This window comes from Maribacter sp., from assembly GCA_020629415.1.
In the GTDB taxonomy this organism is placed as follows: domain Bacteria; phylum Bacteroidota; class Bacteroidia; order Flavobacteriales; family Flavobacteriaceae; genus Maribacter; species Maribacter huludaoensis.
On the sequence record JAHDDL010000014.1, the window covers coordinates 37,233 to 53,114 of the forward strand.

Sequence of the window (15,882 nt, forward strand, 5' to 3'; positions counted from 1 at the left end):
GTTGTTAAAGGTCAACCGACCGAAGTAATAGATTGATGTGCGGCCTGCGCAAAACTCTTAATTTTAGGGTTCGGGTCATCAAGATATTGGGCAACTATGTGTAGATACCTGGGTTCTTTTTGTTGTGCGATAAGATACAATACGGCAAGTTTGATCTTAAGGTCATTGCCCTGTAGAAGAAGTTTAAAACATTCTAATTCCGTTGGTATTTTATGTTTGATTTTTTGAAGCTCTTCTTCAGAAGAAATATCCAGGGCAGATTCCTCAATGATGGGTAGCAATCTACGTTTTAGCTCGCCGGTTAAAAGATTGTCCAAAAATTCTATGGCATTATGTTGCGCTTCTTGTTTCTGACTCAGTAAACCTTCATAGGCAATAGCTACATCTTTTTGTTGATAGCGTAATCCCAAAAGTTTAAAAATTCGTTCTAACCCAGAATCCAGTCTGCGTTCCAATAGCTCTAAAAGACTGGTGCGCGCATCTCTTTCTGCATCGCCAATTTCCTTTTTGGATTTATTTCTATTTCGATATGAAATAATGATTTGGGTGTGCATGGCGGATAAGGTTTGGTGATGCAGTTTGCATTCGTCAAAAATGACCGATACCACCTTGTACTTATTAAATTTTAATTGCGGGTGCGTTGCCCGTATAGTACTTAATGCCCTCACTACTTCTAAACGAACCGTAAGGTCTTCATGGTTTAAAATACCCAATAAGTGATGTACGGCCTCCTTGGAATGGAAAGATTGCATTGCGGTCGGTATAAATCGTAATACCGATAAAGGTTGCCGGCGCTCTGCAACATGGTTCTTCAGTATAGGCAAAATTTGCTGACCATATACATTAAAGGCTTCCAGTACTGTTGGTCTAAATGCCTTTTCTGCCAAAAGGGGAATAATGTGCTGTACCATTTCTGGATCGGTTGCCGTACCTATAGCCTTTATGGTGGTTTTCACGATTTCTTCATTTTTATGCTGTAAAAATGCAACCAACCTGTTGTGGAAAATGGGCAAGTTGGCTACTCCCAATATTTCAATTACCGATGCAACGTATGGCAGGTCTTTTTGGTCAGATGCTATGGTTTTCAGTGCCAAAGAAATACGGTCCAATAGTGAGTAGCGCTGTTTTAAAGAATAGTTGTTTTTTGCCGCTCTAGCCAAGCAATATAGAGCAGCGGTCGCAATACGCTCGTTTGAGTGTTCTAGATACGCATCAAATATGAACGATTTGTCTTTATGGGCAAAACTTAGAATATAGGCCAAAGTGGCAATAGTCAATTCACGGTCATCAATTTTTAATAATTCGGATACCTCTGCCGTCATACTTTTAGAATTTAAAAAGTATAGATTCTGTATAGCCGATAACTTCACTTTATTACTTGGGTGCTCTAACAGCAACTCTACATCATCTGCGAATCTCTTGTCATTGATTTCCATCAATTTATCCAACATAAATAGAATTTGCTCTTCGGTACCGTTCTTAAAAACGGTGCGCATGCCTGCAACTACAGATACTTTGGTGTCCGTGACCTTCTTGGTTTTTTTATAGGAGTCGGTCAGTTCTTCTAAATTGTTTCTAAACGTTTTGTAATATTCAATACGTACTTTATAAATAAAATAGAGCCAAAGACATACCAAAGCAATTATAAGAATGCCAATGTAAAAAGAGGGTAGGTCCAGCCCACGTACAACGAATATTAAAAGGCATCCGGCAATTCCCGTAGCCAAACTATCCACCACCACATCAATAAATGATTTGGTCTTGTTTTTTAGCTCAAAAGGTAAGGGCAAAGTCAACAGTTCAGAGGCACTTTTATGTATGGATTGTTTCAATATGCCATCCATCGCTTTAATAACTACAACGGCAGAAAGTTCAGGAAGCATTAAAAACAAAATACTACCACCAAATATACCAATGGGCAATAATAAGAGTGAAAACCCTACACCCCAAATGCCCACAATTCTATGGGTGAAAAATAGCTGAATTATCAGCGAAAGTAGATTGAACGTAGAAAACCAAAAAGCAAAAAATGCGGTAAGCTCATCGGCATCCGTAAAAGACGACGACGCAAAATCACTGAACAAATAATCTACCAATTTAGCGACTACGACACTCACGGCTACAATGCTGGCAATATAGGTGAGATGTTTGGATTTTAGTATGAGTTTTAAAGGCGGTTCACTAAGGTTGGTCGCAGATTTATGTTTTTTTACACTGCCATTTTTTTTAACGCGGATGTTCCAAATATTTCGCAGAAGGGGAATGCAAAAAAATAGAAGCAGGGCGGCTACGAACATTAAGTTTTCATTGCCGATTATAGGGGCTAGAATAGAAGTTAAGTATCCACCAAAAATTCCACCAATAATAGCTCCCGATCCTATAAAGCCAAACAGTCTTTTAGCCTCACGAATATTGAACACCAAATTTGCCAGTACCCAAAACTGAGAGGCGGATAAAACGGCATAAATGGCTACCCAGATGTAAAAGAAATACAACAGAACGCCACTCACTACCTCAAATGACAATAGAATGCCTAAACCGATCATGATAATAATAGAACTGATCAGGGTAATCTCAATTACTTTTTTAAGCGAGTATTTTGAAACCGCCTTTGAGTAAAAAAAAGAGGTGGCTACCGCCGTAACGGCAACCAATAAAAAGGCAAAGGGCAATTGTTCAACACCTAGTTCAGAAAGAAAAAGAGCGTTTACCGTAGGTTTTATGATCAGTAATACGGCTATGACCAAAAAAATGTAGGCGAGCATCCAAAGAGATACTTTGAACTCGCCTTCACGTACATCGAATATTTTTTTAATCAGTCTTTCTACCATCAAGAAATGGGCATCTGTATTTCAAGACCTAAAGTACTGGCTTTTTTAACACCTTTTCAATTGGTTTTACTAAATCTCTGATTATTTGTTCTCCATTGGCATCATCTATCAACGCAACCAGAATGTATCTTCTATTGCCGTCTTCGCCCCAAACCAATATGGAATCGGAATGATAGGTACGCCAAGAGCCCGATTTTCTGAACAACCTGGCATTGGGTGCGATTTTATCCAGCGTATTTACAAACTTATGGTGCAGTTCTGGGTCTTCCATAATATCTAGCATTTGCTTGGATCGCTTTTCATTGACCAACTTACCGTTCGCCAATAGATAGTAATATCTACATACTTGGGTCACAGATGCGGCGTGACTCAGATTTTTTAAGGGCTCTCTGTTAGTTTCACCACCACTGCCGTAACGTTTGCCTACCCAAAGACCGCCTCCTTTTTGTTCATCATAAAAGGCATACTTGGGATCGCACATCACCGATTCTAATTTTTCATACCCCACGCGATCGATCATTCTTGTAGATGCGGCATTGTCAGATTTACTGATCATTAAACGCATGTCTTTCTTTACTTCTGTAGTTTCCTTTAGTTCGCCTTTTTCAATAGCATCCATGGCCGCCAATAGAATGGCAATTTTAGGTAGGCTGGCAGCATACATCATATGGTTGCCGTTGACCCTTGCAAATCTTACCTTTTCCGGATTGCTCAGATCAACTAGTCCAACTGCCATTTTCTTTTGCACGATAAGATCGTTCCATTCTTGGTGAGAAGCCAGTTCATCCCTTAAATTGGTTTGCAATGAGCTGTCCAACAATTTTTGCAGGGGTTTGATCTTTGAATTGTCCATACGAAGTGGTAGCTCATTTTGTGCTTGTACTGCGGCACAGCATAGAAGGGAAAAAAGAAAAATTACAGGGGTTGATCTCATTGACATTCGCTTATTTAAAAATGTAGTCAAAATTAGGTAAAGCACTCATTGGCTATATGTTAATTTTTATGGTTAGTACATTTTTTAAAAACACCGTAAAATCAATATAAAGACATATATCGCATAAAATAGGGTGTTAATTTTTAAAATAATTTCGGAATATATAGTACCTATGCGTCCCTTTTTTTGAGGGCAAATGGGTTAAAAATTTATATCTAATTTCAATAAAATAACTGTATCTTAAAAAATGGAATTTATACAGACTTATGAATCTTAAAGATGGCGTAAAAACGGCTGAGAACAAGGTGTCTACAGAGGCACGTAGACTTAGTGATATGGTCAAGGATAAACGTAAATCTTTGGTAGATCGCTTAGAGTGCTTTGAAGATATTATAAGTTTGGAAGTAGGCGATACCGGTCTGCACCGTGCCAAGACTTTAGAACGTGAGTTCGATGTTCGTCAGCTTTATTTAAAATACGAAGGTGATAACCCTACCGGAACCCAAAAAGATCGTATTGCTTTTGCACAATTGTATGATGCGCTACGTCGCGAGTTTAGCGTGGTAAGCTTGGCTACCTGCGGTAACTATGGTGTAGCAATGGCGTTGGCATCTGACCTGGCGGGTATAGCTTGTAAGATTTATATACCGGAAAGTTACCATACCGATCGAGTGATAGAAATGGAAAGCCTAGGCGCAGAGATTATTCGTATACCCGGTAGTTATGAAGATGTGGTTACGGAAAGTTCAAGGTTGGCGGCAGAACATGGCTGGTATGACGCAAATCCGGGCGGTGCCAATACGCCGCTGCAGATTTCTGCCTATGCGCAGATCGCACAAGAGATTTTTGAAGATTTGGGCGACGCCCCAAAATACTGTGCGGTACCCGTTTCTAACGGAACGTTGTTTGCAGGTATTTATAGGGGCTTTGTAAATCTTTACAAAAGAGGGAAGACCTCGCGTATTCCTAAAATGATCTCGGCTTCTTCTTCGCATAAGAACCCTATTGTAGAATCCTATTTGCAAGGTCTGGATCATTGTAAGGATCTTAATCCTGCCGCAATAAAAGAAACCAAATACAATGAGCCATTGATCAACTGGCACAGTTTTGATGGGGAAGAGGCATTGTATGCACTTAAGGAATCTGAAGGGCATGCCTTCAACATTAGCGACAAAAAACTAAAGGAGATGACTTCTCTTTTACATAAAAAGGAAGGGTTCCGAATTTTACCTGCATCGACAGCGGGTTTGATCGGACTCTTAGAATTAGACGAAAAAATGAATTTTGAGCCTGACCGATTTGTGGCGGTGCTCACTGCAAAAAATTAAATATAAAAATGAAGAAAGTTATTGACGGTAAGGCACTGGTATATTGTGAGGGGGCATTTAATACGCCTAACGGTAAAACGGCACATGGGCTGGTTCGCTTTACCGAACGTTATGAGGTGGTTGGTGTGCTAGATGCTAAATATGCCGGTAGAGATGCCGGTGATGTTTTAGATGGCAGACCAAACGGAATCCCTGTTTTTAAAGATCTTGAAGCTGCTATCATAGCATTAACGGCCAGCGACAATTTGCCAAGTTATTTGGTAATAGGGCTTGCGCCAGATGGTGGTAGGTTGCCACAAGTTGCAAAAGCCACTATAAAAGCTGCGTTGCAACAAGGCTGGAACGTTGACAGTGGCTTGCATGATTTTTTAACGAACGATGCAGCATTGGTGGCATTGGCCAAAGAAAAGAATGTAAAGATCAGGGATATAAGAAAAACACCGGATCGTGATCAATTGCACTTTTTTACCGGAGATATCGAAAAAGTAGACTGTTTAAAATTAGCGGTTTTAGGAACGGATTCTGCCCTAGGTAAACGTACAACTGCTTGGATTTTGGTACATGCATTTAGGAATGCCGGTAAAAAGGCGGAAATGATAGGTACCGGACAAACCGGATGGATGCAAGGCGCTAAATATAGTATGGTGATGGATAGTTGTATCAATGATTTTGTATCGGGTGAAATTGAACATGCCGTGGTCAGTGCCTACAAGAATGAAGATCCAGATGTTATTGTCATAGAAGGGCAGGGGAGCTTAATGAATCCTGCTTACCCGGGCGGATTTGAAATTCTGGCTGCAGGTAGACCGGACTATGTTATTCTGCAACATGCACCAAAACGATTGGAATACGATGGGTTCCCAGGATATAAAATGCATTCGTTAGAAGAGCAGATCAATGCCATACAAGTGATTTCGGGTAAAGAAGTAATAGCCATTACCGTAAATCATGAAGGCATGGAGAAAAGTGAAATTCTAGATATTTGCAAAGCAATTACCCTTGAAACTAAATTACCGGCTTTTGATGTGTTGGAGTACGGTGCAGAAGATTTAATAGCTATTTTGAAGTCAAAATTGAAATGAGAATAACGAACATTTCTTTTGAGCGCTTAGATTTAAAACTCTCCGATCCTTACACGATCGCTTATGAGACTATAGATCGTACCAGTAACTTTATATTAAAAGTAGAGACCGATGGTAAAATTATAGGTTATGGTTGCGCAGCGCCAGATCCTATAGTTACCAATGAAACTCCTGATGATGTTGCACATGCCATAGATAGCATTATTATACCGTATTTAAAGGGCAAGGATCCATTTACATACGCGCTATTGCTTTTAGAACTTAAACAAGTATTGGGGAAACGGTCTTCTGCATTGGCTATGGTAGATTTGGCATTATTTGATATCATGTCTAAAAAAGCCGAGGTGCCTTTATACAAGATTTTGGGTGGTTATCGCAATCAAATTGCTACCAGTATTACCATTGGTATTATGGGTGTAGACGAGACCTTGGCTCAAGCTAGTGAATTTGTAAAGCAAGGTTTTGGCATTTTAAAGGTTAAAGGCGGTTCTAACCTTGAAGAGGATATTGCTAAAATGCGAATGATCCACGAAAAGTACCCAAATGTTGAATTACGGTTTGATGGTAACCAAGGCTATTCTGTAAAAGAATCGGTTGCATTTGTGAAGGCTACTGCCGCAATTGGGGTAGAAATTTTTGAGCAACCCACCAAAGTGGAGGCTGAAGAACGCTTGGGCGAAGTAATGGATCAGGTAAATGTGCCTATTATGGCAGATGAAAGTCTAAAAACATTGACCGATGCATTTCGTTTGGCGCAAAATGAACGGGTAGATATGGTGAATATCAAGCTACAGAAAGTAGGCGGTATTTGGGTGGGTATGCATATCAATTCCGTAGCCAAGGCAGCTAAATTAGATGCTATGGTGGGTTGTATAGATGAGTGCGGACTGGGTATTGCCGCAGGTTTGCACTTTGCCCTATCTAGACCTAATATTAAGTATGCCGATTTAGATGGTCATTTAGATATAATCGATGATCCCTATCATTCCATTTTTAAATTGGAAAAGGGAATTTTATATCCGACCGAAAAACATGGTTTGGGTTTCTCTGAGTCGGATATGTAATAGGATCTTTTTATTCTTCCAATTGCTCAATAAGGTTGGCAACTAAGGCTGTCCAACCTGTTTGATGCGATGCTCCCAGACCACGACCGTTTTCTCCGTGAAAATATTCATAGAATAATATCAAGTCCTTAAAATGAGGGTCTTGGTAGTATTTTTCGTAGTTCTTGTTGATTGCCCTATTGCCTTTTTCATCTTTCTCGAACATGTGGATCAGGCGTTTGCTCAACTCATCGCTCACTTGTTTAAGGTTCAGGAGTTTGTTGCTCCCGGTTGGGTATTCAAACAGAAAATCATTACCGTCATACCATTGGTATTCTCGTAGTGCTTGAATGAACAGATAGTTCATGGGCATCCAAATAGGTCCGCGCCAGTTAGAATTTCCACCGAACAAGGGCACGGTAGATTCCGCCGGCTCATAATCAATGGAATATTCTATGCCGTCAATATGAATTTGATAGGCTTTCTCATGTACTTTAGATAATGATCGTATACCATATTCACTTAAAAATTCTTTCTCATCTAAAAGTGCGGTGACCAGTTTTTGCATTCTATCCTTAGGTACCAATGAAAGCAGTAGGTCGCCATCTGCTTCGTATTGCTGTATTACTTCATATTTTAAGTTTTCTGCACGGTACTTTTTAAACCAAAGAACACTGGCCTTAAACTTAGGGAATTTATCCAACACACTTTTTTTAATGGTAAGTACTGCCGCTAAGGACAACATACCTGCAATTGAGCGTACTTTAATGGTGGTAGATTGCCCATTAGGCAGGGTCAACCTGTCATAGAAGAAACCTTCTACATCATCCCAAACATTTGCCTTATCTGTATCCATTTTGTTCAGGGCTTCTGCGATGAATACAAAATGCCCAAAATATTTTGTCGCCATGTCTTCATAAGTATCGTCATTTTCTGCAATACGAAGACTTATTTCTAGCATGTTTAAACTATATAGGGCCATCCAAGCGGTACCGTCAACTTGATCCAAGAATCCACCGCCGGGCACACCATGACTACGATCAAAGACCCCAATGTTATCCAAGCCCAAAAATCCGCCTTGAAAGACATTATTGTCATTTCTGTCTTGACGATTTACCCACCAATTGAAGTTCAACGAAAGTTTGTTGAACATGCGTTTTAGGAACTTGATATCGGGTACACCTGTAATGGACTTATCGGTACCGTAAATCTGTAATGTTGCCCATGCCTGTACTGGCGGATTTACATCACTGAAATTCCATTCGTATGCGGGAATTTGACCATTAGGAGCCATATACCATTCTTTGGTGAACAGCAATAATTGATCTTTGGCAAATTCAGGATCTATAGATGCAAAAGAGGCACAGTGAAAGGCAGAGTCCCACGCTGCGTACCACGGATATTCCCAGGCATCGGGCATAGAAAGTACATCGTGGTTTCTTAATGTTTTCCAATTGCTGTTTCTTCCGTTTTTACGCTGCTCCGGCGGTGGGGTGGTCTTGTAATCGCCTTCCAGCCATTTTTCAACCTCGTAATTGTAGTATTGCTTTGTCCATAGTAAACCGGCAAAGGCTTGTTTTAAAATCGCCTTTCGATCAATGGTTGCTTTAGGAGCTATTTCTTCATAAAATTGGGCACATTCTTCTTGTCGTGCTTTAAAAATAGCATCAAAATCTGAAAAAGGTGTATTCAAAGTTTCTTCTGTCAAACGAAGTTGAAAGGTTTTAGATTCACCGCCACCTATAATTTCTTGGTATAACGGTGCAAATTTGGTCCCGGAGTTATTTTTGGTGGCCAATTCAAAATCATTGTTGCAAACGGCATCATTAAATAAATCCTTTTTAAAAGGATGGTCGTTTGTATCGCTATATACTTTTTTTCTGTTCGTTTCATTTTCGGTAAAGAACAACTGTGCCGCTTTTTGAAAATACAGATTGTAGCTGCCCACATAAGGGTGGTCTATGTGTACAAAGGGGTTTGTTTTGGTCCCTTTTTTAGTGATAACAGGCTTTTTGGACATTTCTTTAAATGTCCAATGATTACGCATTACCATTTGTGGTAGTAAGGTAATAGGTGCTGCTTGATTGCTTCTGTTGGTAATGGTGATTTTGATAAGAATATCGGTCTCGTCTCCCTTTGCATATTCGGTACTGACATCAAAATAGGTGTTGTCGTCAAAAATACCGGTATCCAAAAGCTCAAATTCCAGCTCTTTACGATTCCGTTTTTGGTTTTCGGTTATGAGTTGGTTGTATGGATAAGCATTCTGCGAATACTTGTACAAGTACTTCATGTACGAGTGAGACGGTGTATTCTCTAAATAATAGTACAGCTCTTTTACGTCTTCGCCATGATTACCTTGCGGACCTGTTAGCCCAAATAGGCGCTCTTTTATAATGGGATCTTTTCCGTTCCATAAACCTATGCTAAAACACATGTTGCAATAGCGATCGCTAATACCTGCAATACCATCTTCACCCCAACGAAAAGCGCGACTTCTGGCATGGTCATGCGGAAAATAGTTCCAGGCATCGCCACCGGCACTATAATCTTCACGTACCGTTCCCCATTGGCGTTCACTTAAATACGGTCCCCATTTTAACCAGTCTTTTTCTTCTTTTTGTTGTTGGGATAAGCGGATTTTTTCAGGGTTGTTCATTTACTTTGAGAGGCTTTGATGTTATTAATTTAAATATTGAAAAAAATAAAACTTAGAGTCTATTGCGTTACGATGATTTGTATTATTTAAAAACAATAGGTAATTCTAATTTTTTTAAAAATTGTAATTTCATTATTGAAAGTTTAAGAAAAATCTTAAATTTTTAGAAGAAAAGAACTGACAATAAATTAATAATATTATTATTGTGAAATAATTTTAATTGGGCTGGGAACATAGCTGATGGTTACGTTTTATTATAAATACATTTAGGTGTATCACATGCAGAATTTGGCTGACGTGTGAAGAATCATTCCAATAATCCAAATGGGAGTGAAAGCAGTGGAAAGCTGTCCTATCACCTGTAGGAATATTAGGAATGTCTTGAGTTCTGTCTGATATGATTGTAACATGAATATAAGTGTTATAAGTATTAAAGATATGAATTTAATTCTAACAATGAGTGGCGCTACCTACGTGTAAAATCGGAAGTAGCATAAGGATTGTACCATCATAAAGCAGGCCACGACCAGCCCTTTTTTTAAGAATTTATGAATCCAGACTGGTTAAAGTTTAAAAAGTATCCACATATTGGAAAACCACTGACTAATAAAAAAGATTCAGGATGGATTACCGAATATGTGACTAACCCAAAAAAGATAGCCAAGCACAAATTCACACCTTTATTACACAAGAAAATTTACCAAAGAAAATATAGACCTAATAAAGATGCTGAAAAAAACAAATTTGGTAAAAAACAAAGGTCAGTACAGAAGCCTAAGGAGCGACCAATTTTTTATGCTTCACATTTGGATTCCATTGTTTATAGCTATTATAGTTTTGAATTAACTCGTGCTTATGAAGAATATTTAGTAGATAAAAAGTTTGGTAAAAGTGCTGTTGCTTATAGAAAAATTCCAATAATTAAGGGGCAAAAAGGGAATAAAAGTAATATTGAATTTGCTTTTGAAACTTTTAAGTTTATTGAAAATAATAAGCATCGTAAGTTATCAATGATAGTTGCTGATGTGACCTCGTTCTTCGATAATCTTGATCATAAGATTCTTCATAAACAATGGAAACGTATTTTAGAAATTGATAGTTTGCCTGATGATCATTATAATGTTTACAAAAGCCTGATATCCAAAAGATATGTGAATGAGTTGGATCTATTTAAAAGATTTAAACATAAGCTGATAGTGGAAAGAGGGTTAATTAATGATGATCAACGTACAAAATTACGTTATAAAAGGGTAAAGCATATTTGGAACTTAAAGAGAGAAAGAGTTGTAGCATATTGTTCAAAAGAAGAATTTTTTAAGACCGCAACGAATATAATAAGAGTAGAGAAAAGCTGTAGTGAACAACATAAAAGATGTAGAGGTAAATGTGAATTAAAAGGAATTCCGCAGGGTACCCCTATGAGTGCAACACTAGCTAATATTTACATGCTAGATTTTGATATGTTAGTATATGATAAAGTTGAAGAAAGAGAAGGCTTTTATCAAAGATATAGCGATGATTTAATTATAGTCTGTGAACAAAAAGATGAAAATTATTTTAATAATTTAATCCGTAGTTCTATCGAAAATTTAGCTAAACTAGATATACAACCTAAAAAAACTAATATCTATAGATACGAAAATGTTGATGGTGAATTTAAGGGAGGTATTTTAAATGAAAAATTAGAAATCTCTCCAAATAAGCATTTGGAATATTTGGGTTTTCAATATAATGGGAGTAAGGTTAAGGTTAAAACTGTGGGGTTTTCTAAATTCTATAGAAGTATGAAAAGGGCCTTTCGAAGAGGTGTCCATTTTGCAATAAAACCTGAGAATAAAAATCATGATTTGTTTGAGGAAAGACTATTCAAAAGGTTTACTTACAAGGGAGCGAAAAGAAGATTAATTTATAAGCCAGATCCAAATTCAAAAACAGGTTATTCTATATCGAAAGAACAATATTGGGGTAATTATATAAGTTATTTGGATAAGGCAAATCGGGTCATGAAACCTATAAATAAGGATAACACAATTAAAAAACAATACTCGAAATTTTGGCCAAATTTTGGTAAGGAAATGAAAAAATCTTACAAGGAAATTGGAAAAAAAATATCTAATTTATAAGTTATACTTAAACCGCCCTTTGCACCACTTCAAAAACCTTATTGGCATCGCACTTAATAGTTTTAGAAGGGAATTTTAATATTAAGGCGTAATCGTGTGTTGCCATTAAAATGGTTCTCCCGGATTTATTGATTTCCTGTAAAACCTTCATCACCTCCACACTGGTTTGTGGATCAAGGTTTCCGGTTGGCTCATCGGCAATGATCAGCTCTGGGTCGTTCAATAAGGCACGGGCAATGGCAATACGTTGTTGTTCCCCACCAGAAAGCTCGTGCGGAAATTTAAAGCCCTTGGTTTTCATACCTACTTTTTCAAGTACGTTTGCTACCCTTGCATCCATCTTGGCTTTATCCGTCCATCCGGTTGCCTTTAATACAAAAAACATATTTTGGTTAATATTACGGTCTGGTAGTAGTTTAAAATCTTGAAAGACAATACCCAATTTTCTACGTAAAAATGGAATGTCCTTTTCCTTTAGCGTCTTAAGATCGAACTCCACCACATGCCCTTCGCCTTTTTGCAAAGGCAAATCGCCATATAGGGTCTTCATAAAGCTACTTTTACCACTACCGGTCTTACCAATGAGGTAAACAAATTCACCTTTAGCGATTTTTAAACTAACTTCACTAAGTACCAAGCTCTCCTTTTGAAAGATAGCCGCATCTTTAAGTTCTAAAACAATCTCTTCCATAACACAAATGTTGTCATAAAAGTAATAAGTTCCATTTGATATTAGAGAACCCTTTTTTAAAATCTTTTATTTTGAGAGGGTATTGCACATACTTAGGTACAATTTTTGACGTTATCACATGTGATAACGGTACTACTAAATAGTAACAGAACACTATGCTTAAAAAAATCACTGCTTTTATTCCATTGGTATTCGGGTTGGTCACTTTGACCAATGCACAAGAGACTAAGATCTATACCCACGAACAGAAAGCTTTTCAAGATGCGCTAGCGCTTTACAATAACGAACAATACCAAGCGGCACAGACCATTTTTGATAAGGTAAAAGTGTCTACAAAAGATGAGGAGACCGCTGCCAATAGCGCCTATTATTCTGCCAACGCGGCAGTGCGCTTAAACCAGATGGGTGCCGATAGGTTGATGGAAGATTTTGTAGAAAAATATCCTACATCTACCAAACGTAATTCTGCCTTTGCCGATGTGGCGGAGTACTATTTTCAAACAGGAAAATATCCGTACGCTTTAAAATGGTACAATATGGTTGACCAAAGTTCTCTTTCTCGTGGAGAGATGGATAAGTTTAACTTCAATTATGGCTATTCTTTATTTTCATCACGTAAAACAAAAGAGGCTGAAAAATACTTGGAGAAGGTTGCCAATTCACCGGTATACGGTTCTCAGGCAAAGTATTACTTGGGGTATATTTCTTATCAACAAGATGACTATGAAACCGCAAACCAGCGTTTTGATCAAATTACGGATCAAGATGTATTGGAAGAAAAACTTAGTTATTACCAGGCGGACATGAACTTTAAGCTGGGCAAGTTTGACGAGGCTATTGCATTGGCAAAAAAGCAACTGCCAAAGGCAGACAGACGAGAAGTGTCCGAATTGAACAAGATCATAGGGGAGAGTTATTTTAACCTTAAGCAATACGAGAATGCCATACCTTATTTAACGGAATACAACGGTAAAGGTGGTAAATGGAACAATACGGATTATTACTATTTGGGCTATGCTTATTATAAAGGTGGTGATTATGCCAATGCCATTGCCCAATTCAACAAAATTATAGGTGGTACTAATAGCGTTTCGCAAAATGCATATTACCATTTGGCAGAATGTTATTTAAAGTTGGATAAAAAGCAGGAAGCTCTGAACGCCTTTCGTAATGCATCGCAAATGGACTACAGTGCCGAGATTCAGAAAGATGCATTCTTAAATTATGCACGTCTAAGTTATGAAGTCGGTAATGCCTATGAGCCGGTTCCGCAGGTGATTACAAATTACTTGAAGATCTACCCTAAAGATGAGCATCAAGAAGAGATGCAGACCCTATTGGTAGATTCATACATTACCTCAAAGAACTTTGAAGGTGCAATGAAACTGTTAGAGGAGAATAAAAACTACGCCAGCAAATCGGTATACCAAAAAGTAGCTTATTATAGAGGTATTGAACTTTTTATGGAAGGCGATTATAATGCGGCTTCAGAAAATTTTGAGAAATCATTGGGCAGTGCGGAAGATATGCTGTTCAAGGCCCGTGCCGATTATTGGAAAGCGGAGTCCGATTATTTGTCCAACCGTTTTGATGATGCGGTAAAAGGGTATACGGCATTTAAGAACAACCCGTCTGCACAAAGTACAGAAATGTATACCGATGTTGATTATAATTTGGCCTACGGATATTTTAAGCAGAAAAATTATAATGATGCCATTACCTATTTCAACGTATTTACGTCTAACGGAAATGCAGATGTAGAAAAATTAAATGATGGTTACCTACGTTTGGGCGATAGCTACTATGCGACCAGTAAATATTGGCCTGCCATAGAAACCTACAATAAAGCTTTGGCATTGACAGGACCTGAAAAGGATTATGCCTTCTACCAAAAAGCGATGAGCTACGGATACGTGGATAGGGGAGAAAGCAAAATTGAAAATTTAGAGGAGTTTGTAAGTCAATACCCAAGGTCAAGTTTTAAAGATGATGCTTTGTTTGAATTGGGAAATACCTATGTTGCCCAAGGTCAGGAAAGCAAAGGTCTTGCCGCCTATGATCGTTTGATCAGTGAATATAGAGGAAGTTCGTTGGTGCCACAGGCGTTGATGAGACAGGGCCTGGTCAATTATAATGCCGCAAAAAACGAAGCTGCTTTGGCAAAGTTTAAGACGGTTGTTCGCGATTTTCCAAAAACACAAGAGGCTATTCAAGCGGTAGCCACGGCAAAATTGGTGTATGTGGATATGGGGCGAGTGAACGAATATGCCGAGTGGGTTCGTGGTCTTGATTTTATTGAGGTAACCGATGCGGAATTGGACAATGCTACTTTTGACGCTGCCCAAAAACAGAACTTGGAGGGTAATGTTGATGCCGCTATTAAAGGATATAAGAATTACATTCAGCAGTTCCCAACAGGTTTACATGCCGTAGATGCCAACTTCAGTTTAGCTCAATTATATTTTGGAAAAGGAGATAAGGAAGCTGCTTTGGCTTACTATAAATATGTGGCGGATAGAAGCACGAGCGAGTATGCAGAACAGGCATTAACACGTGTTTGCGAGGTCTATATCTCTAAAAATGATTACCAGATTGCATTGCCATATTTGTTAAAATTGGAGAGTCAGGCTAATATTCAGCAGAACAGAACATTTGCACGTTCCAATTTAATGAAAGGTTATTACAAGCAAAAGAACTATCCAAAGACATTGGAATATGCGGATAAGGTATTGTCTACTCCAAGTATTGACGACAGAATAAAGAGCGATGCGCATGTTATGATCGCTAGATCGGCCATTGCCACAAATGATGAGGTAAAAGCAAAATCCGCTTATGAAGAGGTGTTGAAAATAGCCTCAGGTGCAACGGCTGCAGAAGCTTTGTATTACAATGCCTACTTTGAGAATTTAGATGGGTCATATGAGAACTCTAATATTGCGGTTCAAAAATTGGCGAAAGACTATGCCGCATACAAGGAATGGGGCGGTAAAGGTTTGGTGTTAATGGCTAAAAACTATTATGCCTTAAACGATGCCTACCAAGCAACCTATATTTTAGAGAGCGTAATAACCAACTTTACGCAATACCCGGAAATTGTTGCCGAGGCTAGAGCGGAGCTGGCTATCATAAAATCGAAAGAGGCCAAGAGCAATTCATCTGTAGATCCTAATTAAAAGATTCACGTACACCAG

Annotated in this window: 9 protein-coding genes; 5 read left to right on the top strand and 4 right to left on the bottom strand. The window is 38.4% G+C overall.

What is annotated here, in order from left to right; genetic code table 11:
• Positions 1-11: 11 nt before the first annotated feature.
• Together QZ657_RS07670 and QZ657_RS07675 are read right to left on the bottom strand one after the other, a co-directional pair.
• On the bottom strand, positions 12-2,831 hold the full coding sequence (locus QZ657_RS07670) for an Npt1/Npt2 family nucleotide transporter (RefSeq protein ID WP_291966014.1): 2,820 nt from the start codon (positions 2,829-2,831) through the stop codon (positions 12-14).
• Positions 2,832-2,859: 28 nt separating this feature from the next.
• Positions 2,860-3,765 carry a serine hydrolase gene (locus QZ657_RS07675; RefSeq protein WP_291966015.1) on the bottom strand — a complete coding sequence of 302 codons (906 nt, stop codon included), beginning with the start codon at positions 3,763-3,765 and terminating at the stop codon, positions 2,860-2,862.
• A 266-nt stretch (positions 3,766-4,031) separates the two neighbouring features.
• Between QZ657_RS07675 and QZ657_RS07680 the strand changes: the two genes are divergently transcribed.
• The 3 genes from QZ657_RS07680 to QZ657_RS07690 are packed head-to-tail and all read left to right on the top strand — an operon-like array spanning position 4,032 to position 7,239.
• A complete protein-coding gene (locus tag QZ657_RS07680) occupies positions 4,032-5,093 on the top strand; it encodes a pyridoxal-phosphate dependent enzyme (protein ID WP_291966017.1) in 1,062 nt (353 codons plus the stop codon).
• Between the two features lie 8 nt (positions 5,094-5,101).
• Positions 5,102-6,175 (top strand): DUF1611 domain-containing protein, encoded by a 1,074-nt coding sequence (locus QZ657_RS07685; RefSeq protein ID WP_291966019.1) that lies wholly within the window; start codon positions 5,102-5,104, stop codon positions 6,173-6,175.
• Entirely contained in the window at positions 6,172-7,239 is a 1,068-nt protein-coding gene (locus QZ657_RS07690) for a mandelate racemase/muconate lactonizing enzyme family protein (protein ID WP_291966021.1), read from the top strand. The genes QZ657_RS07685 and QZ657_RS07690 overlap by 4 nt, the downstream gene beginning before the upstream one ends.
• Before the next feature lie 10 nt (positions 7,240-7,249).
• On the opposite strand, the gene QZ657_RS07695 is transcribed toward QZ657_RS07690, so the two are convergent.
• Positions 7,250-9,877: an MGH1-like glycoside hydrolase domain-containing protein gene (locus tag QZ657_RS07695; RefSeq protein WP_291966022.1), complete on the bottom strand. Its 2,628-nt coding sequence runs from the start codon at positions 9,875-9,877 to the stop codon at positions 7,250-7,252.
• A gap of 548 nt (positions 9,878-10,425) precedes the next feature.
• On the opposite strand from QZ657_RS07695, the gene QZ657_RS07700 reads away from it, so the two are divergent.
• Positions 10,426-12,000 (top strand): reverse transcriptase domain-containing protein, encoded by a 1,575-nt coding sequence (locus QZ657_RS07700; RefSeq protein ID WP_291966024.1) that lies wholly within the window; start codon positions 10,426-10,428, stop codon positions 11,998-12,000.
• Positions 12,001-12,007: 7 nt separating this feature from the next.
• Here the strand turns inward: QZ657_RS07700 and QZ657_RS07705 are convergent, their stop codons facing one another.
• On the bottom strand, positions 12,008-12,691 hold the full coding sequence (locus QZ657_RS07705) for a cell division ATP-binding protein FtsE (protein ID WP_291966026.1): 684 nt from the start codon (positions 12,689-12,691) through the stop codon (positions 12,008-12,010).
• 155 nt (positions 12,692-12,846) lie between these two features.
• Here QZ657_RS07705 and QZ657_RS07710 point away from each other — a divergent pair, with 155 nt between their 5' ends.
• Positions 12,847-15,864 (top strand): tetratricopeptide repeat protein, encoded by a 3,018-nt coding sequence (locus QZ657_RS07710; RefSeq protein ID WP_291966028.1) that lies wholly within the window; start codon positions 12,847-12,849, stop codon positions 15,862-15,864.
• The last annotated feature ends 18 nt before the right edge of the window (positions 15,865-15,882 follow it).

Coding starts and splice junctions, on each gene's coding strand:
- QZ657_RS07685 (WP_291966019.1), top strand. CDS start 5,102: ATGAAGAAAGTTATTGACGGTAAGGCACTGGTATATTGTGAGGGGGCA.
- QZ657_RS07705 (WP_291966026.1), bottom strand. CDS start 12,691: ATGGAAGAGATTGTTTTAGAACTTAAAGATGCGGCTATCTTTCAAAAG.
- QZ657_RS07710 (WP_291966028.1), top strand. CDS start 12,847: ATGCTTAAAAAAATCACTGCTTTTATTCCATTGGTATTCGGGTTGGTC.
- QZ657_RS07680 (WP_291966017.1), top strand. CDS start 4,032: ATGAATCTTAAAGATGGCGTAAAAACGGCTGAGAACAAGGTGTCTACA.
- QZ657_RS07690 (WP_291966021.1), top strand. CDS start 6,172: ATGAGAATAACGAACATTTCTTTTGAGCGCTTAGATTTAAAACTCTCC.
- QZ657_RS07695 (WP_291966022.1), bottom strand. CDS start 9,877: ATGAACAACCCTGAAAAAATCCGCTTATCCCAACAACAAAAAGAAGAA.
- QZ657_RS07675 (WP_291966015.1), bottom strand. CDS start 3,765: ATGAGATCAACCCCTGTAATTTTTCTTTTTTCCCTTCTATGCTGTGCC.
- QZ657_RS07670 (WP_291966014.1), bottom strand. CDS start 2,831: ATGGTAGAAAGACTGATTAAAAAAATATTCGATGTACGTGAAGGCGAG.
- QZ657_RS07700 (WP_291966024.1), top strand. CDS start 10,426: ATGAATCCAGACTGGTTAAAGTTTAAAAAGTATCCACATATTGGAAAA.